General features: G+C 67.6%; 13 protein-coding genes. All 13 read left to right on the forward strand.

From position 1 onward, the window contains the following. Positions 1-19: 19 nt before the first annotated feature. Positions 20-1,813 (forward strand): 1-deoxy-D-xylulose-5-phosphate synthase, encoded by a 1,794-nt coding sequence (locus tag IE302_RS41650; RefSeq protein WP_191259986.1) that lies wholly within the window; start codon positions 20-22, stop codon positions 1,811-1,813. Further along, complete coding sequence (ispG, locus tag IE302_RS41655) at positions 1,810-2,961, forward strand: flavodoxin-dependent (E)-4-hydroxy-3-methylbut-2-enyl-diphosphate synthase (RefSeq protein WP_191259987.1); 1,152 nt, start codon at positions 1,810-1,812, stop codon at positions 2,959-2,961. The genes IE302_RS41650 and ispG overlap by 4 nt, the downstream gene beginning before the upstream one ends. A gap of 184 nt (positions 2,962-3,145) precedes the next feature. Further along, positions 3,146-5,644, forward strand: a complete 2,499-nt coding sequence (uppS, locus tag IE302_RS41660; RefSeq protein ID WP_191259988.1) for a polyprenyl diphosphate synthase — start codon at positions 3,146-3,148, stop codon at positions 5,642-5,644. Then, positions 5,641-6,591: an oxygenase MpaB family protein gene (locus IE302_RS41665; protein ID WP_191259989.1), complete on the forward strand. Its 951-nt coding sequence runs from the start codon at positions 5,641-5,643 to the stop codon at positions 6,589-6,591. The genes uppS and IE302_RS41665 overlap by 4 nt, the downstream gene beginning before the upstream one ends. A 39-nt stretch (positions 6,592-6,630) precedes the next feature. Continuing rightward, a complete protein-coding gene (locus IE302_RS41670; protein ID WP_191259990.1) occupies positions 6,631-7,026 on the forward strand; it encodes a hypothetical protein in 396 nt (131 codons plus the stop codon). After that, positions 7,013-7,567: an isopentenyl-diphosphate Delta-isomerase gene (gene idi, locus IE302_RS41675; RefSeq protein WP_191259991.1), complete on the forward strand. Its 555-nt coding sequence runs from the start codon at positions 7,013-7,015 to the stop codon at positions 7,565-7,567. Before IE302_RS41670 ends, idi begins: the two co-directional genes overlap by 14 nt. 371 nt (positions 7,568-7,938) lie before the next feature. Beyond that, positions 7,939-8,328 (forward strand): nuclear transport factor 2 family protein, encoded by a 390-nt coding sequence (locus tag IE302_RS41680; RefSeq protein WP_191259992.1) that lies wholly within the window; start codon positions 7,939-7,941, stop codon positions 8,326-8,328. Next, on the forward strand, positions 8,325-9,713 hold the full coding sequence (locus tag IE302_RS41685; protein WP_191259993.1) for a cytochrome P450: 1,389 nt from the start codon (positions 8,325-8,327) through the stop codon (positions 9,711-9,713). The genes IE302_RS41680 and IE302_RS41685 overlap by 4 nt, the downstream gene beginning before the upstream one ends. Beyond that, positions 9,710-11,251: a prenyltransferase/squalene oxidase repeat-containing protein gene (locus IE302_RS41690; protein WP_191259994.1), complete on the forward strand. Its 1,542-nt coding sequence runs from the start codon at positions 9,710-9,712 to the stop codon at positions 11,249-11,251. Before IE302_RS41685 ends, IE302_RS41690 begins: the two co-directional genes overlap by 4 nt. Further along, the gene (locus tag IE302_RS41695; RefSeq protein WP_191259995.1) at positions 11,248-12,579 is read left to right on the forward strand and encodes a cytochrome P450; all 1,332 of its coding nucleotides are present in this window, start codon (positions 11,248-11,250) and stop codon (positions 12,577-12,579) included. The genes IE302_RS41690 and IE302_RS41695 overlap by 4 nt, the downstream gene beginning before the upstream one ends. Continuing rightward, positions 12,576-13,550, forward strand: a complete 975-nt coding sequence (locus tag IE302_RS41700) for a terpene synthase family protein (protein ID WP_191259996.1) — start codon at positions 12,576-12,578, stop codon at positions 13,548-13,550. Before IE302_RS41695 ends, IE302_RS41700 begins: the two co-directional genes overlap by 4 nt. After that, a complete protein-coding gene (locus IE302_RS41705; RefSeq protein WP_191259997.1) occupies positions 13,537-14,673 on the forward strand; it encodes a cytochrome P450 in 1,137 nt (378 codons plus the stop codon). Before IE302_RS41700 ends, IE302_RS41705 begins: the two co-directional genes overlap by 14 nt. A gap of 153 nt (positions 14,674-14,826) precedes the next feature. Beyond that, the coding region (locus tag IE302_RS41710; protein ID WP_191259998.1) for a WXG100-like domain-containing protein at positions 14,827-20,201 on the forward strand (5,375 nt) is incomplete at its 3' end.

The following is a 20,201-nucleotide window of genomic DNA, read 5'->3' on the forward strand; positions in this document are numbered from 1 at the left end:
TGGGAAGAGGTGAACTCGCGTGACCCGTTCCTTTCCGGGCCTCTCGGAGCTCAAGGAGCTCGACCACGATCGCCTGTCCGCGCTGGCCGAGAAGATCAGGACGTTCCTGGTCCGGGAGGTGAGCCGCACAGGCGGTCACCTCGGCCCGAATCTCGGAGTCGTCGAGCTCACGCTGGCGGTGCACCGCGTATTCGACTCACCGCGGGACAAGATCGTCTTCGACACCGGTCATCAGTCCTACGTGCACAAGATCCTCACCGGACGCGCGGTCGACTTCGGCACCCTGCGCAAGGCCGGCGGGATCGCCGGGTATCCGCAGAACTCCGAATCCGTCCACGACCTGGTCGAGAACTCGCACGCCTCGACCGCACTGTCCTATGTGGATGGACTGGCCAAGTCGTTCCGGTTGCGGGGCGAAAAAGACCGGACGGCCGTCGCCGTGGTCGGCGACGGCGCCTTGACCGGCGGCCTCGCCTGGGAGGCACTGAACAATCTCGGCGCCGGCGGCTCCCCCGTCGTGGTGGTGCTGAACGACAACGGCCGCTCCTACGCGCCCACGGCCGGTGGCCTCGCCGACCACCTCGCCGCCCTTCGCTCGGGTGAAGGCACCGGAACCAACCTCTTCGAACTCCTCGGTTTCGGTTACGTCGGACCGATCGACGGGCACGACACGGTGGCGGTGGAAGAGGCGCTCCGCGAGGCCGCGTCTCGGCGCGAGCCGACCGTCGTGCACTGCGTGACGGAAAAGGGGCACGGGTACGTCCACGCCGAAAACGACGAAGCGGACCGTATGCACGCCGTCGGCGCGATGGATCCGGAGACCGGCGAGCAGAAACCCGGGTCGGGCCGGAGCTGGACGAGCCTGTTCGGTGACGTCATCGCCGAGATCGGCGCCGAGCACGAAGACGTGGTCGCGATGACCGCCGCCATGCTGCTTCCCGTCGGGCTCGGCCGGTTCGCCCGGGAGTTCCCGGAGCGGGTCATCGACGTCGGCATCGCCGAGCAGCACGCGGTGACCTCGGCCGCCGGTCTCGCGATGGGCGGGAGCCACCCGGTGGTCTGCGTGTACGCGACCTTCTTCAACCGCGCGTTCGACCAGGCTTTGATGGACGTCGCCCTGCACGGACTGCCGGTCACGTTCGTCCTGGACCGCGCCGGGGTCACCGGCCCCGACGGCCCCAGCCACCACGGGATGTGGGACCTGGCCCTGCTCGGCCGCATACCCGGCATGCGTGTCGCGGCCCCGCGGGACGCCGACCAGCTCTCGCTGTTGCTCCGCGAAGCGGTCGCGGTGTCCACCGGCCCGACGGCGGTGCGTTTTCCCAAGGCGACCGCGGGACCCGCGATCCCCGCCATGCAACGGATGGACGGTGTCGACCTGCTGCGCCGCAGCCCCGGCATGCCGTTGGACGTCCTGATCGTAGCCGCCGGGGTCACCGCCACCGCCGCGCTGGAAGCCGCTGAACTCCTGGAAAGCGAAGGCCTCGGCGTGACCGTGGTGGACCCCCGCTGGATCCTGCCGGTCAATCCGGTGCTCGTGCACTTCGCCGCGCGGCACCGGCTCGTGGTGACGGTCGAGGACGGTGTCCGCGGTGGAGGAATGGGTTCCGCCCTGCGAGAGGCCGTTTCGGACACCCGGGTCACGACTCCGGTGGTGACTCTGGGGCTGCCCAAGTCGTTCCTCGCCCACGGCGATCGTGCCACCATCCTTCGCGCGTGCGGACTCGACGGCCCTTCGATCGCGCGGGTGGCGTCGGCGTCCATACCGGCTCTTCCCGAGGGCGCTCCCACCTCGGCGGAGGTCACTCGATGACCGTCGCCCTTGGTATGCCGACACTTCCTGCTCCCGTCCTCTCCGAGCGTCGCAAGACCCGACAGCTGCAGGTCGGGCCGGTCGGCGTCGGCAGCGAGCACCCGATCTCGGTGCAGTCGATGACCACCACGCTCACCTCCGACGTCAACGCGACCCTGCAGCAGATCGCCGAGCTGACCGCTGCGGGCTGTGACATCGTCCGCGTCGCGTGCCCCTCGGCCGATGACGCCGAGGCCCTGCCCGCGATCGCGAGGAAGTCGCAGATCCCGGTGATCGCCGACATCCACTTCCAGCCGAAGTACGTCTTCGCCGCGATCGAAGCGGGCTGCGCGGCGGTCCGGGTGAACCCGGGCAACATCCGCAAGTTCGACGACCAGGTCAAGGAGATCGCGAAGGCCGCGAAAGACCACGGCACCCCGATCCGGATCGGCGTCAACGCGGGTTCGCTGGACAAGCGGATCATGGACAAGTACGGCAAAGCCACCCCGGAGGCGCTGGCCGAGTCCGCGCTGTGGGAGGCCTCGCTGTTCGCCGAGCACGACTTCTACGACGTCAAGATCTCCGTGAAGCACAACGACCCGGTGGTCATGGTGCGCGCGTACGAGATCCTCGCCGAGCAGTGCGACTACCCGCTGCACCTCGGGGTCACCGAAGCCGGGCCCGCGTTCCAGGGCACCATCAAATCCGCCGTGGCCTTCGGCGCGCTGCTGCGCCAGGGCATCGGCGACACCATCCGCGTGTCGCTCTCGGCGCCGCCGGTGGAAGAGGTCAAGGTCGGGATCCAGATCCTGCAATCCCTGAACCTCAAGGAACGCAAACTCGAAATCGTCTCCTGCCCCTCCTGCGGCCGCGCGCAGGTCGACGTCTACACCCTCGCCGAGCAGGTCACCGCCGGCCTGGAGGGCATGGAGGTCCCGCTGCGCGTCGCGGTCATGGGCTGCGTCGTCAACGGCCCGGGTGAGGCGCGCGAGGCCGACCTCGGCGTCGCGTCCGGCAACGGCAAAGGCCAGATCTTCGTCAAGGGCGAGGTCATCAAGACCGTCCCCGAGCACGCCATCGTCGAAACCCTGATCGAAGAAGCCATGCGCATCGCCGAGGAATCCGGCCAGACGATCGGTGAAGGGGAGCCCACCGTCACCGTCGGCTGAGTGGTTCCGCTGCCCGAAACGGCGCGATCCTTCGACGTTCGCACATCGATTCTCTCAGCTCTTGTCTTTCGTTCAACACGCATGAAAGCTGGAAGACATCATCGGCGAGCCGCGCGAGAAAGCGCTGTCCTCGGCCAAGAACACCACATCCACGTGCAGTGAAAACAGACGATGGAGGAGTTCCGTGTCGACCCTCTCTCCGGACCGGCTTCCCCGGCATCTCGCGATCATCGTGGACGGCAACGGCCGATGGGCCAATCAGCACGGGCTGACCCGCACCGCCGGGCACCGCGCCGCCCTGCCGTCCATGTTCGTCATCGTCAACACGGCGATCGATCTGGGGCTGCGCAACCTCTCGCTCTACCTTTTCTCCAGTGAGAACTGGAAGAGGGAACCGGCCGAGATCGCCACGATCATGGAGATCATGACCAACGCGATCAACGGCTACATGCCTTTCTTCGAGACGCGTGGCGTCCGGATCCGGTGGAGCGGCAGGGAAATCGAAGGATTTCCCGAACTCACCGCGACTTTGCGGGGCTGGCAAGAACGCACCGCGGAGCACACGGGGCTGACCCTCAACCTCTGCGTCAACTACGGCGGGCGGCAGGAGATCGTCAACGCCGTGCGCCGCCTGTCCGACGACATCGTGGCGGGAGAGCTTTCCCCCGAGGACATCGACGAAGACGCGATCATCTCGCGCCTGTACCAGCCGGACCTGCCGCCGGTGGATCTACTGATCCGCACCTCCGGCGAGAAGCGCATCAGCAATCTCCTGCTGTGGCAAAGCGCCTACGCGGAACTGCACTTCCCCGACCGGCTTTGGCCCGACTTCACGCAGACGGATCTGATCGAGGCTGTGGAAACGTACGCCGATCGCGATCGGCGCTTCGGCGGGGCGGTCGACCAGCACCCCGGTGAAGACACCGACCGCCCCGGGGCCGCCGAGAACCGCCCGGTCCCGCAAGCGTCGGCACCCATCGCCCCGCCGGTTCCGACGGGAAAGCGGGTGGCGATCCTCGGCGCGGGAATCGCCGGTCTGTCCGCCGCCCTCGAACTCGCCGAGCGGGGCTACGCGGTGACCGTCTACGAACGGCACGAGCTCGGCGGCAAGGCCCGGAGCATCCCCGCCCCCGGCAGCGGTCTTCCGGGCGAACACGGGTTCCGCTTCTTTCCCGGCTTCTACCAGAACCTGACCGACACCATGCGGCGGATTCCCTTCCCCGGCAACGTGAACGGGACCTGGGACAACCTGGTGGACACCTCGGCGTACCTCGGCGCCCGGGCCGACGGCACCCCCGACGCCATGATCCCGTTCCTCCCCGACTCTCCCCTGCCGCCCGCGGTCTATTCGTTCACCCCGGACACCGCGACCGCCATCATCTCCTACCTCGCGAGCACGATTTCCCATGTACCGGAGGACGAAGCGCTCTTCGGCGCGCGCAAGTTCCTGGCGTACTGGGCCAGCTGCGACGAACGACGTCTCGGCCAGTGGGACAAGATCTCCTGGAACGACTTCCTCAACGCCGACAAGATGTCGGTCCAGTTCCAGCGCTCGTTCGCCGACGGCATGATCCGCAACCTGGCGGCGATCAAATCGGACGAGGCGAGCACGCATTCGGTCGGCCTGGTCTCGGAAGCGACCATCTGGAGCGCGCTCGGCCGGGGCAACGAACCGGGTGGCACGGTCGACCGCGTCCTGAACGGATCCACCGACGAGAAGCTCCTCTCGCCGTGGATCGAACATCTGCGGGGCCTCGGTGTGGAGTTCAAGGTGGGCTGGAGTGCCGAGGCGCTCAGGGTCTCGGAAGGCCGGGTCACCGCGCTGACCCTGCGGGACGATCAAGGAGGCGATCACATCACCTCCTACGACCACGTCGTTTCCGCGATCCCCGTGGAACGCTTCACCCGGCTGTTGAGCCGTGACGTCCTCGACGCCGCCCCGGAACTGGCCCGTACCCGCCGGCTGCGCACGGACTGGATGAACGGCCTGATGTTCTACCTCAAGGAAGAGCTGCCGCTCGTGCACGGGCACGTCAACTACGTGGACTCACCCTGGGCGATCACTTCCATCAGCCAGGCGCAGTTCTGGACGCGCCCGTTCTCGGAATACCACGACCACACGGTCAAGGACTGCCTGTCCGGGATCATCTCCGACTGGTTCAAACCGGGCACCTTCAACGGCAAGGCGGCCAAGGACTGCACGCCCGAGGAGATCGCGAAGGAGGCATGGGAACAGATCAAGGTTCACCTGAACACGGAAGACCGGACGGTCCTCCGTGACGACATGCTGCATTCGTGGTTCCTCGATCCGGCCATCGTCGCGCCGGGGAGCCCCGACGTCGCCAACGACAGCCCCTTGTTCATCCAGAGCCCGGGATCGTGGGACGACCGGCCCGAATCCCGGACCTCGATCGCCAACCTGTTCCTGGCCGGCGACTGGGTACGGACCAATATCAACGTCACCACCATGGAGGGTGCGAACGAAGGCGCCCGCCAGGCCGTCAACGCCCTGCTCGACGCCGACGGCTCCGCGGCCCCGCGATGCACGCTCGGGGAGCTTCACGTCGCCCCCGACTTCGCCGCGCTCAAGGAAGCCGACCGCGAACGCTATCGCCAGGGCCTGCCGCACGCGCTCGACCCGGAGCAGCTCGCCCCCTTCGCCCGAGAGGTGCGTGCCGGATGACCACAAGCCACGTACCGGCCGAAACCGCCCAGGTCCGGCCCGCGCCGCCCGGCCCGGGCTCGCTCAGCTGGGACCTGGTGGGCCGCTGGGCCATCCTGACCATGAGCCTCCGGCTCGTCGTGCTGCAGACCGCCCATCCCGTGGTCGGCGCGGGGGTCGACGGGTACTCGGATTTCCGGTCCGAGGGGGTGAGCCGGTTCTTCCACACCGTGCGCTCACTGCAACGCCTCGTCTACAGCCCGCTCATCCAGTCGAGCGCGGAAGCCAGGAGGCTGCGGGCGGTCCACCGGCCGATCCACGGCGTCGACGGGCAGGGGCGCGAGTACCGCGGCTTGGACCCGAACGCCTACGCCTGGGTGCACGCCACTCTTTTCGAAGCCGCGGTGACGCTGAGCGAACTGTCCGGTGAACCGCTCGGGGAAGACGAGCAGGAACGCTTCTACGGCGAGTGGCGCGCGCTCGGTGCGGTGATGGGCCTGCGCCGGAAGGATCTGCCGGAAACCGTCGCGGGGTTCCGGGAGTACTTCCGGGAGACCGTCGAGAACCGGCTCGAGGTCAACGACGTCGTCCGCGATCTGCTCGACCCGGCGGCCATCAGCCCCCTGCCACCACCTCACGTGCCGGGGTTCCTGTGGGACCGGGTGTGGCCGCCCTTCCGGCGGCTGGCGGTCGGCCTCACGATCCCGACTCTCCCCGAAAGCTACCTCCGTCGCCTCGGCGTCGAGGTCACCGAAGCGGATCGTCGCCACACCCAGCGGTTCTTCGCCGGGCTCGGGGCCCTGGTGAACTTACTCCCCGAGAGCCGGCGCTACCTCCCCTTCGCGGCCGAAGCGAGGCGATCCGCCAAAGGGAGCCACGTTCCTGCCTCCCGGCGAGCCGTTCGTGAAAGGTTCTCCCCTCATCACGACGGAGCCGGGTCCTGTCCCCATGCAGGCCCCGGTGCGTGACCTAGGCTCGCGGTGAATCCCTCTCCTACGGAGTCACCGATGAAGCTTCCCGGGAATGTGGCCGCACGCGCGATCGTGGCTTTCGCCGTGGCGGGAACCGTGACGGGCGCCGCCGCTTCACCCGCTTCAGCGTCGGCGGGAACGCTGACCGTGTGTTCGCAGGGCAGCTACTCGTCCTATGTGACTTTTGTGGCGCGAGGCGTCGCCACCGCGGCCGTCGACCCGGGCGGCTGTGCCGACTTCGCCGGGTTCGCCGGTGACGAAGCCGAGCCGATCGAAGTCTATGGAATCAGTGGTTCCGCCGCCTTCCGGGTCGCCGAGGGCGGCTACCGCGGCAGTCTCGGTGGAAAGGTCGTCACCTACGGCAAGCCCGGCGACGTCTGGGCGGTGACGCCCGACGTCGGGGAGGACGCGGAATCCGATGACGGCTCCTGACGGCCGGTCCGCCGAGACGGAAGAACTGGTGGTCCTGCTGGACGAGCGGTTCCAGCCCCGCGCCACCGCCCCCAAAAGGTCGGTCCACACGACCGACACTCCCCTGCATCTCGCCTTTTCCTGCTATGTCTTCAACGAGGCGGGCGACGTCCTCGTCACCCGGCGCGCGCTGGAAAAGAAGACCTGGCCGGGAGTGTGGACGAACTCGTTCTGCGGCCATCCGGCTCCCGATGAGGACATGGCGGACGCGGTGGTGCGACGCGGCGGGCAGGAACTGGGCCTGGCGATCGGCAGGCTCACCAAGGTCCTCCCTCGATTCCGTTACCAGGCTGTCGATGTCAGCGGCATCAAGGAGAACGAGTTCTGTCCGGTCTGGACGGCGATCGCCGACGGCGGGGCCCGCCCGAATCCGGACGAGGTGTGTGAGTCGCGGTGGCTGCCCTGGCCGGATCTGGTGTCGGCGATGGCCCGGGCTCCGTTCCTGTTCAGCCCATGGTCGCAGGAACAGGTTCCGCTGCTCGCCGAGGCTTTGCGGCCCTAGGGCACCTGGCCAAGTACATGAAGGCCCCCTTCCTTGCGCCTAGGTACAGGAAGGGGGCCTTCATGTACTTCAGGAGCACGCGAGGGAGACCTCCCGGGCTCGCCGCGTTCCAACCGTTGGAACGACTAATTCCCGCCTTGGCACAAAGTCCGTAATTTCACAGCCAGGCCACGAGAGCAGGCGGAACTCTCCCGCAGAGACCGATGGAGACCGGATGGGAAAGCGCCTCCCACCAGAGGAAAGACAGCCCACCGGCTGATCTTTTCCGGACTCGATCGCCCCGCGACCACACCGAGCGCACGGGCGTTCGGACTCTCTCTCCGCAGGTCCTTCGAAGATCCTCCCGCCTCACCAGTAAGAGGAGTCTCCCCATGTCCAACGCGGTGAACACCGACACCTATCTGACCCGGCTCGACAAGTTCATCACCCGGATGAACGCCCACGACATCCCCGGCGTCATCGAGTTGTACACAGAGGACTGCGTCCTCGACGACCTCGGCGCCGACAGTGTCGTACGGGGACACGAGGAGCTGTTCGAGTTCCTCACCGGAATGTTCACCGCCGCGCCCGGCATGACCGGCAAGCTGGTGGCGGCCTGCGAGGACGTGGACCGGGTGTGGGTGGAGTGGGGCTGGCACGGCGTGGGCCCCGACCCGGAGAAGGTGCACCGGATCGTCAGCGTCATGCGCTACGAAGACGGCCGTATCAAGCACGCCACCGATTTCTGGCGCGGTGTCGGCGCGGAGAGTTCGCAATCATGAGCGCCGCGACGACCATCCCGGCCGACCGGGTGCCGACCGCTCCAGGAGCCCTGCCGGTGGTGGGGCACGTTCCGGCGTTGCTGCGGTCCCCGCTGCCGCTGTTCGCCTCGCTGTCCGAGCACGGCGACGTGGTCCGTCTACGCTTGGGCTCACGGCCGATCTATTACCTCACCAACGCCGAACTCATCCACACCATGCTGGTGAAGCAGGCCGAGCAGCTGGACAAGGGCAAGATCTTCGAGCGCTCCCAGGCCTTTCTCGGAAACGGGCTGGCCACCACGGACAACGAGTTCCACATCGGACAGCGGCGGCTGATCCAGCCGGCGTTCGTCCCCGGCAGGCTGCCCGGTTACGTGACGCTCATCCGGGAACAGGCCGAGGCGGCCATCTCCGGCTGGCGACCGGGGAAACCACTGCAGTTCGCCCGTGTCATGAACGAACTGGCCCTCAACGTGATCTCGGTGCTGGTGTTCTCCCGGCACCTCAGCCAAGCCGACTTCGCCGCGGTGCGCGGCGCCACCCCGCACATCCTCAAGGGGATGATCCTGCGCACCGTGTACCCCAGTTCCCGGTTCGAGCGCCTGCCCATCCCGGCGAACCGCCGCTTCGACACCGCCGTGGAGACCCTGCACGAGCTGACCGGACGCGTCATCGAGGAGGGCAGGAGCGGCGGAGACCTCGGGGACAACGTGATGTCGCTTCTGCTGTCCGCCGAGGACCCCCGGACCGGGAAGCCGATGGACCCCCGCCAGATCCGGGACGAGGTCATGACCATGCTCATCGGCGGCTCGGAGACCACCGCGCTGCAGATGGCCTGGCTCTTCCACGAACTCAGCCTCAATCCCGCCATCGCCGAACGGGTCTACGCGGAGAACCGCGAGGTCCTCGGGGGCCGTCCCTGCGAATACGACGACGTCGGCCGCATGCCCTACCTGCGTCAGGTGGTGATGGAGACGGTCCGGCGGCACACGCTGACCTGGCTCGTCATGCGGCGCACCCGGACCGAGTTCACCCTCGGGGACATCCGCTTCCCGGAAGGCACCGAACTGGTCTTCAGCCCGACCACGATCCACCGCGATCCGCGGCTGTACCCCGATCCGATGCGGTTCGACCCGGACCGATGGCTGCCCGAGGCGATACGGGAACGCCCGCGCAGTTCCTTCATCCCCTTCGGCGCGGGACGCCGCAAATGCATCGGTGACGCGCTGGCGCTGCTGGAGGTCACCGTGGTGGCGGCCACGATCATGACCCGCTGGCGACTGGCGGCGGCGAACACCGGGGAGGTCGGCGAGAACGTGCTTTCCGCGGCGGTGGCCCCGACCAACCTGCTTCTTCGCCCGGAGCCGCTCGACTCCGCGGCCACCGCGGGCGGTGGGCGATCATGAGCACGGAGACCCTGAGCAGTGAAATCGAGGCGGCACAGGCGAAGCTGGTGTCGGCGCTCGGGGACGACGGCCGCTGGCGGGGTGGCTGCCGGAGCAGGTTGTTCGAGTCCGGGCTCACCCTGCACCTGTTCCGGCGGCTGAACGTCCAGGGCGCGGCACCGCGCAAGCTCGCCGCGTACTGCCGCGAAGCGCTCGCCGCGCCCGCCCCGCGGTGGCAGGGCGCGCTGGAACGAGATCTCGCGAGTGTCATCGCGACGAGCGCGCTGGGGCTGCCCGTGACCAGCGAGCAGGCCGACCGCGTCAAGGCCGCGCTCGGCGGCCTGGAGCACCACTCCCGGAAGCGCAAGCACGACTTCTTCCTGGCTTTGCTCGCCGAGCTCGTACCCCAGGTCTCCTGGTCTCCGGCTCGCGCGTTCGATCCTGGACCGTATGCCCACCAGTGGATCACCCTGATCGCCACCTCGTTACGGCTGCTGGCCGCGGATGACGCCGACAAGGCGGTGCCGGCGGCCGAACTGACGAAGGCCCAGGGGCCGGACGGTTCCTGGCAGTGCCACGTGCCCGCGACCGTCATCGCACTGCTCGCGCTGTCCACACAGGACCGGAACAACCCCGCCGTGCGCTCGGGACTGGCGTTCCTGGTCGCCCAGCAACGGGCGGACGGGGGCCTGCCGTTCATCGCCGACGAGGACACCTGGGTCACCGGTCTGACCACCCTCACCCTGCTCGACAGCGGCTTGCCGCCCACGCGGCTGGCCGGGGCGGCGCGCTACCTGGCCGAACAGCAGCTGCCCAGTGGAGGCTGGGGTTACAGCGAAACCGTGGACCAGTCGGACATCGACGACACCGCGGTGATCACCCTCGCGCTGAGCAGGGTCCCCGGCCACGAGCGCGCCGCCGAGCGGGGCGCGTGGCACCTGCTGACTTTGCAGAACGACGACGGCGGGTTTCCCACGTTCGTCCGGGGCGCACCGTCCGAAGTGGAGATCACCGCCAAATGCCTGCGCACGCTGGGCGCGTTTCCGGGTACCGCCTCAGCTGTCGCCCGGGGCTGGCGATGGCTCGCCGGCAAGCAACGTCCCGACGGCGGCTTCTCCCACGAGTGGAGCCGCAGCCCCGCCTTCCCGGTTCTCCACGTGCTGCGGGCGGCCGCGGACCTGCCACCGGGGTACCCGGAGCAGGTCGTGTCCGAGATTCGCGGCGGCTGCCTCCGGTTCCTGCGGGACACGGCGGGTTCGGGCGGCGGATGGCGCTATCACCGTGACGAGTCCGAGGTGAGCCTGCTGGTCACCTCACACGCCGTCGCGGCACTCGGCAGCCTGCCCGACCCGCCCGTGGAGCTGATCGAGGAGGCGTTGCCCTGGCTGTCCGAACAGGGTCCCGCGGTCGCGGACCCCGACTCGCTGGGCCCCCGGCCGTTCGTCTACGACGTCCCGATTCTCGCCCGCGTCTATCGTCTGGCCGCCTTGACCTCCGCGCATCAGGTGCTGGCAGGCACGGACGCGCGGTACTCCGGATTCAGTTTGGAGAGGGCATGACCGTCACCCACGCACCCGGCGCCGTTCCGCTGATCGGCCATCTGCCCCAGCTGTTGCGCGCGCCCGAGCAGTTCATCGCCTCGCTGCCCGAGCACGGCGACGTCGTCCAGATCATGCTGGGCACCCAGCCGACCTACGTGGTCTGCCGCCCCGATCTGGCGGAGCAGGTGCTGGTCAACCGGAACCGGGTCTTCGACAAGGGCGGCCCGTTCTTCGACAGTGTCGGGGAGTTCCTCGGCGACGGACTCGCCAGCTGCCCCGACGCCGGCCACACCCGGATGCGGCGCCTCGTCCAGCCCGCCTTCCGCCGCACCCGCATCCCTTCCTACAGCGACACCATCGCCGACCAGCTCACCGAGGTCACCGAGGGCTGGCGGGACGGTCAGGTCGTCAACACCGTGCACGACATGCAGCAGCTGTCGATGCGGTTCGTGGTGAACACGATGTTCGCGGGCTGGGCCGCGGAGGGAGCCGAAGCCGAGCAGCGGACGCGGGCCGCCGTCGAGACCTTGGTACGCGGGGCTTTCGTGCGGATGGTGCTGCCCTGGTTCGGCAGGCTGCCATTGCCGAACAACTGGCACTACTCCGGTGCCAAACGCCGCCTGTACGAGCGTATCGACGCCACCGTCGCCGAGTACCGCCGCGACGGCGCCGACCGCGGCGACCTGCTGTCGATGCTGATCGGCCGCGACGAGAACGGGGACGGCCTGTCCGACGAGGAGATCAGGGATCAGGCGGTCACCTTCTTCATCGCGGGAATCGGCACCACGGCGGCCACCCTGTCCTGGACGCTGTACTTCCTGTCCCGGGATTCCACATTGGACGCTCAGATCGCCGAAGAGGTCCGTCAGGCCCGGCCGACCGGCCCGATCGGCTACGACGACACCGGATCTTTTCCGTTGCTGCGGCGCACGGTCAGCGAAAGCATGCGGATCAAACCGGTCGCGTGGATGTACACCAGGAAGGCGATCGCGGACACCGAACTGGCGGGCCACCGGATTCCCTCCGGCATGGGCATCCTGGTCAGCCCGTACCTGCTCCAGCACCGGGCGGACGCCTTCGCCGATCCCGAACGGTTCGACGTCTGCCGGTGGAGCGAGCAGGAGGACGTCCGCTTCCGCGGCGCCCCCATGTTCCCTTTCGGCAAAGGCGCGCGCCGGTGCATCGGCGACGAATTCGCGATCAACAACATCATCGTCACCCTGGCGACCCTGCTCCGGCGGTGGCGGCTCGAGCCGATGATCAAGGGCCCGGTCACTTCGAGCGCCCGGAGCATGCTCGAACCGAAGGCCCTGCGGTTGCGCCTGCGCGCCAGGCGGTGGGCGTGACCACGGCCGCCCGGTCGCCCAAGGTGCTGGTGCGCAGCGTGCTCCCGGCCCGGTCCCATCCGGAGACGGAGCGGCTCGTCACGGAGTCCGACGCCTGGATACGCCGGACGACGCGCCCGTGCTTCCGTGACGACGCCGGGATGGAGAAGTTCCTCGCCGGCCGGATCGCCGAGCTGTGCTGCGCGATGCTGCCCGGCCTGCCCTATCCGGCCATGCGCCCGATGTGCGATCTGTTCCAGTACATCGTCGTCATCGACGACGCGTTCGGCGACGCCGGCTGGGTCGGCGGGAGCGTGCACGCCTCCCGGCAGGTCGTGGCCCAGATCATGGCCGCGGTCACCGGCTGGGACAGCGTGCCGGACACCGCGGCTCCGGCACGCGACGCCGTCGAGCGGCTGCGGCCGCACCTGGCCGAGGCCCGCTGGCGCCGGTTCGTGGTGGACTTCGAGGACATGCTCGACGGCTATCTCCTCGAAGTCGCCACCCGGAACGCGGACGGGCTCACCGACCTGGACTCCTACGCGGAGCGCCGTCGCGTCACCGTCGCGATGAAGTGGTTCCTCACCGTCGCGGAGCTGGGGCACGATCGGCCGCTGTCCGACGAGACCGCGGCCGATCCGGAGCTTCGGGCGCTGCGCGAGGTCGTCCTGGACCACCTGTGGCTCACCAACGACCTGTACTCCTGCGCCAAGGAACGAAGGGACGGCGAGTACATCAGCCTCATCCCGCTCCTGCAACGACTCGAAGACCGGTCCCATCAGGACTGTGTCGACTGGATCGCGGGACGGGTCGCCGAGCAGGAAACCCTCTTTCTCGACCGGACCGCCGCACTGAGTCACGGCAGGCTCGCCACCGATCCGGGCCTGCCCGGCTACCTGGACAACCTGACCCACACGATGTCCGGTCCGCTCAACTGGAGTCCCGGCACCCGCCGGTACCAGGTGCCGGGAGATCCCCATGCGACACGGTGACGCCGATCCGCCGTTCCCCGCCGTCGCCGTCGCGGGACCGGTGACCAGGGTGCGCCTCGCGAACGGCGAGCAGGTCTGGCTCGTCACACGCTACGACGACGTGCGCACGGTGCTCGGCGATCCCGTGTTCAGCGCGGCCGGTGACCCGATGCACCGGGCGACCCCCGGAGCCGACGCCCCCTTCATCGGCCGGTTGCCGCACACCGACCCGCCCGATCATTCCCGCTACCGGCGGCCGCTCGGCCGCGCGTTCACCCCCCGGCGGGTGGCGGCCTGGCAGCCCGCGATCGCGCGGGCGGTGGACGACCGGCTGGACGCCATGGCCGATCTGGGACCGCCGGTCGACCTGATCGAGTCCCTTGCGGTGCCGGTCCCGCTGTCGATCATCGGCACGATGATGGACCTGCCCGGACAGGACTGGCCCGCGTTGCGGAAAGCCGCCACCGACCTGCTGTCGGACTCGCCTGACCGCGCGCACGCCGCGGCCACCAACGACTGGCTGCTCGGCTACCTGCGCACGCTGGTCACGGAACGCCGGATCAAACGCGGCTCCGACCTGCTCAGCGAGCTGATCGAACACAGCGACCTCGGCGACACGGAGATCGCCGACCTCGGCGCGACCCTCGTACTGGGCGGCTTCGACTCGCTGGCGGCCAGCATCGGGACCGCGGTCGCCCTGCTCCTGTGCCACCCGGATAGGCCGAGGACCCTGGCCGCCGAGGACGAACGTCTCGATCCCCTCGTGGAGGAGGCGCTCAGGTTCACGACCATCGTCCAGCGCGGGGTGGACCGCACCGCGGTCGCCGACTGCCGGCTCGGTGACGCGGACATCCGGGCGGGCGATCGTGTGGTGGCCGATCTGCCCGCGGCCAACCGCGACCGGGAACGCTGGGCCGGAGCCGACACCTACGACCCCACCAGGCCGGCGCTGACGAACCTGGCCTTCGGTCACGGTCCGCATCTGTGTGTCGGCATGCACCTGGCCAGGCTGGAACTCCGCGTCGTGCTGGAGCGGCTCCTGACGCGGTTCCCGGCCTTGAAACTGGCCGTGCCGGCCGATCGGCTCGTGCTGTGCCGGGATCGCACCTTCGCCGGACTCAAGGAGCTTCCCGTGGCCTGGTGACCGTCGCCCTATCAGACAAATTTCATGAGATAAATCCCTACGCTTAGGCCTTTTGGGTGCTACTCACCAGTTCACTGGTCTAGAACAGAATCAGGACGGTTCGGCCGTGGTTCGACCGCAGCGCTGGTCGGACGTTCGGAGGAGGTGTCGCACTTGAGCAACGGGGGTGTGCACATTCCTCCGGATGTGCGGAAGTTCCTGGAGTTCACCCTGGGGTTGTCGTGGCCCGAAAGCGACGATCAGGGCCTGGTCGCGTTGTGGAAAGCGTGGGAGGCGTTCGAAGACGCCGCCGGTGTGTTCGAGGCCGCTGCCCGGGCCGCCGGGGTGGCGGTCCCGCAGGTCTTGGAGGGTGAGACCGGGGAGTTCTTCGCCCACTTCCTGAGTGCGACGATCCCCGACGGGGTCGCGGGGCTGGGTGAGGCCGCGGGTGAGCTGGCGAAGATGGCGCAGAACGCCGCCGCAGACGTCTACAAAACCAAAGTCATGTTCGTCGTCTTCGCCGCCTTCACCCTGGCGTCGATCATCCACTTGATGGCCACCCTCATCGGGGCCCTGTTCACCGGGGTCGTGATCGCCGCTGCGAGGGTGGCGCTGACCGCGATCTGGCGGGCCTTGATCACCCGCATGGGTCAACTGTCCCTCAGTGGTGGTCTGTCGCAAGCCACCAAAACCGCGTTGCTGAAGTTCGCGAAAGACCTCGCCATCAAAACCGGCGGCTTCGCCGCCTTCGGCGCCGCACTCATGGGCGGCACCGACTTCGGCGTCCAAGCCCGCCAAATCGCCGACGGCGACCGCCAAGGCTGGGACACCAAATCCCTAACCTCGTCTTTCGTCGGTGGCGCGTTAGGCGGCGCGTTCGCCGGCGTGTTCCACTCCGCCGCCGGCGCGATCCGCAAAACCGCCTTCAGCCTCCGCGACCGCCTCGCCATCGACCCCGGCCACCTTCAAGAACTCGTCCCCGACGCGGCAGCCAAGAGCGTCACCGCGCAGGCCGTCTCCGCCGCCATCGACGGCCGCGTGGCCGCCCTCGGCGACGCGGCCTACGCCACTGGACAGTTCGTGACGACGGTCGCCACCGCGCCCCTGGTCAACCTCGCCCTCGGCGCCCCCACCGGCAACCCCGCGCTCGGCGCGCTGGGGTCGCTGTCCAAATACGGCGGCGGCCGTGGCGGCACCGCCACCGGTGTCGCCCTCGACACCATCCACCCGCCGGAGATCCCCGACCTCACGGTCCCCGCGGTCACGGAGAAACCCCACCCCGACGAGAAACCCGTTGGCACCGAAAAGCCCACCAAGGACAGCGACAAGGTCATCTTCGAGACCCCCGAGGTGTTCCAAGCGCCGCCGCCCTACACCGCCCTCCCCACCGAAACAGGCCACCGCCCAGAGAAAACCCCCGCCTATACCACCAATCCTCAAGCTCTCGGCACGCTCTACACCGCGCCCTCGGCCGCGGCACCGACCAGCGCCATCTCGACCTCTCCGAGCGGTCTCGCCCAGGCCACCGCTTCTTCACAGGCTGCCGCGAAAGGCTTCATACAAGCCGAGAGCACCCAGGCGATACCAGCGGCGAGCACCGACACCGGATACTCACCCGCTGACGTCGAGGCGTCGTCTCCGGGGGCAGGCACACTGTCCTCGCCGGTCAGTGCGGTGGAAGTCCAGTCTGGTTCCTCCGCCACCACGAGTGTCGCGACCGGTGGACTTCCCGGCCAGCAGCTGTCCACGACGGACCTGCGCCCGGGAGAAACACGACCGGACGGGTCGAACCCAGCCAGGGCCGCGGTACAGGAAGCGCCACCATCACGTGTTCAGGCCGAGCGCGCCGCTCTTCCACAGGGCGCCCCTTCGGCGGCCGCTTCGCGGCCCGACACCTCCAGTGGGCACCTTGCCCCCAGCTCCGGACGCCCGACCGAGGCGACGCTCTCCACCGGTGCGCGCTCCTTTCTCATGGAGGCGGTACCGGCCGTCCGCGACGTCGTCCAGGCCACGCCTGTCGCGGACCCCGCGCCGCACCGGTCCGCCTCCGCACCGGCCGCGATCGCGGAGTCGCTGCCGCGCGAAGTGACCGTTCCTTCCCCGGTCGAACCTGTGCGTTTCATTCCGCTCCCGGGCAACGGTGGCGCCGCGTTCGTCCCCGCCGGCTACGCCGACAATGTCGCCAGCGCCTTCCCCGAACCTCGGCCAGGCACCTTCCGGGTGATCACTCAGCACCGAGACGGCACCTTCGCCCTGCCCGGCGACAACGGATCCGACGTCATCCACCAACCCAGGCAGTTCTCCGAAGTACTCGGAAAACTTCCCGCGACCTTCGCCGCGTGGAGCACCTACTCCGAGCTCGAACTCATCGCCTGCGATCTCACCCCGGCCATCCGGGACCATCTCGCGCCCATGGTCCGCACCACCCTCGGTGTCGACCTCACCACCCCCTACCTCCACACCCCCGTTCACATCACCCCCGACGGCGAGGTCAGCACCGCCGATCCCGGCGTCGAAGGCACTCTCCACCTCGCACCCAAACACCGCCGAGACGGATCCACCGTCGAAGTCGATCCCGACAATGCCGCGACAGCCCCGGCCCTGAGCGCCACCGTCGCCGACATCATCCACCAACACGGTGACCTGGAAGTCAGGCATCTCATCGCCTACGTTCCCGAAGAGATCATCGCGAAAAATGTTTCACCCAAAGAGCTCCGTCAAGCCTTCAAGCAAGAGCGAGAAGCGCTCAAGACGTCCGGTGACCTCTGGAGGCCGATCTACCGAGGGAACCGCGTCAACGAGACCCTCGACACCGAGAACTTCAATGACTTCACCGCTTGGGTTTACCGGAAGGTGGTCGCCGACCCTCAGCACACTCTCCTACAGGTCAGCCGCAGTGCCCAAGAGGCCGGATTCGCGGTGCCCCAGAATCGCCTCCTGACTGATATCAAAGCCGCGATCAAACAAGCGGAAAAAGACGGGCGCCGCCACCCGGAACTTTCGCTGCCGAACGACCAGGACGGGATCGTCGCGTTGGTCGACCGACTTCTCGCCAACAGCGACGACCGTAGCCCCGATGGGATCGCAACAGAGCTGAAGAAGCTGAATGTACGCGGGTCGAACCTGACACTGAGAGCCCTGGCGACTTCACGTGAACGTGAACTGGAAGCCCATCCCGAACTCCAAGCGGCCGCCCGCCAAGGCGGGTTGCCCAGTCTGCGGCCGACCGGCCAATTTTTGGGCAGAGCACTGAACGCAGACCAGGAGGCCCACCACGGCCTCATCGAAAAACTCGCCTACGCAGCGGCCTGGGAAAGGAAGAACGCCGACATAGAGACACTCACCGACCTGCTCATGAGGGAAGGTATCGGAGGGTCCCGCGAAGTCCTCCAACGTCTGGTCGGCGCGGTCATCGACGAAGCCGACCACAACGGCGACCGACTCCACCCTCTTTCCACTGATGATCCCGGCCACCACGACGACATCCACAGGCGCACCGGCATCATCTTCAACTCCACCCCCGCGTTCTACGCGGCCACGGATTCGGGCCAGGTCGAAAACCTGGTCAAGCACATGCGAATGCGGCACATCTCCGGCCGTCGGCAAGACCTCGAGGCCGTGGCCCATACCGTAGCCCGAACAGCCACCACCGAGCCTTTCCTCGATTTCTCCCTCCTGCCGATCGATCTGGACAAGCCGGCTCCCGGCGCACTCGCTTCCGCAGCCGAAAACACCCTTCTCCAATTCGGCGACCTGGAATCCCGGCACCTGATCTATGGCGCACCACGCAGAAACTTTCCCAGAACGACGTCCGATGCGGATGTCAGGGAGCACCTCGCTGCGGCGCGAGCGAAGCTCAAGAACTCCGACGAGCTGTGGCGGCCACTCTATCGGGGGGAGCACAACACCGAGATGTTCGACCAGGCGAACGTCAACGACCTGACCGCCTGGCTCTATCGCAGGGTGATCGCCAACCAGGACCACACTGTTCTCGCAGTCGCGCGCAGCGCGGCCGAGGCCGGATTCTCGATCCCGCACGAGAGGCTTGAGGATGCCGTCAAAGAAGCGATGAAGGCCGCCGAAGCAGACGGCCGCCGACTCCGGAAGTTATCGCTTTCGACGCCATCCCACCGTGAAGAGATCACCTCCTTGACCGATCGGCTGATCGCCACCGGCCTATACCCCAACCCTGGCAAGGTTGCGACCGCACTGACGACCTTGAACGTGACCGGGCCCTACTCCGACCTCAGAACACTGGTGCGCCAACGAGAAGGTCACCTCGACAACAACCCCGACCTACTCGTTGCCGCCCGGCACAGCGGGCATCCCGCTTTGCCGACAGGGCCTGAACTGTTCTTCGGCAGAAAACTGAACGCCGATCATCCGGCGGACCACCCTCTCATCGACAAGCTGGCCTACGCCGCCGCCTGGGAAGAGAAAACCGCCGACACCGAGAAACTCGCCGAGACCCTGCAAAAGGAAGGCGTCACCGGATCAGACGAAAATATTCGCGCCCTGGTCACCACGGCAATGGAGGAAGCCGATCGAAAGGGCGACCGGCTGCCCAGTCTCTCGTCGAGCGCACCCGACCTCTACAACGCCATCCGCGACCGTACCGAAGCCATCCTCAACTCCATCCCCGCGGTCCGAGAAGCCGGACTCCCGAACCAGATCAAGATCCTGGTCCGCCATATGCGAACGCGACATATCACCGGCCCCCGAGAGGATCTCGAAGATCACGCCATCAAACAGCTCCAGGCGACCGGCGACAAAACGGGCACCCCGCTCGACCCCGTCGAAACCGGCCCCTACATCGGTCAAGTCCACGACAACAAGCTCGACCCGGAGAACCCGGCCCACGCGCCGGCAATCAGACGACTGGCACGAAAGATCATCGACAGCCATGGGAACCTCGAAAACAGCACTTTAGCTTACTACCTGAACCAGGAAAATGTACTCAACAAAAAAGGAACTTACTCCTTTTTGACCGCGGCGGCCATCGAGGCCGACCGCGATAGATCATTGTGGTATCCCCGATATCGCGGAGCCGGACGCCAAAATCACAAATATGACTTCGTCGTACCCAACGATTTCAGTGCCCTCCTGTGGAGACTTGCCGCCGACCATCCCCATGAGACGAAGACGGCAATCGCGCGCCGTGCCGAACACGCAGGGTACATCGGACATGAGAGTCTGCTGCTGGGGGCCAAGAAGGCCATCACGGTCGCCGTACTGGATCAGCGTAGACATCCGCTCCTGAATGCCGCTGAAGCGAGTGCCACCAGCGTGATCGACGCCGTGATCGCCGACCATCCCGGCCTTGGCGTCGAAGGCCTGTTGACCCGCCTGCGTGACTACAACGTCCGAGGTAACAGTGATGTGTTCACTGCCGTAGTGCGAGCCAGGTCGATCGCGCAGCGGTCGGACGCCGATATCGCGGCCGGGAGGCAGGCATTGACCTTGCGGCCGGACGGCCAGATCCTCGGCCGCCACCTCGACATCGCCAACGAAGCCGACCACGACTGGATCGACAAACTCGCCTACGCCAC

The organism is Amycolatopsis oliviviridis, assembly GCF_014654365.1.
Lineage (GTDB): Bacteria > Actinomycetota > Actinomycetes > Mycobacteriales > Pseudonocardiaceae > Amycolatopsis > Amycolatopsis oliviviridis.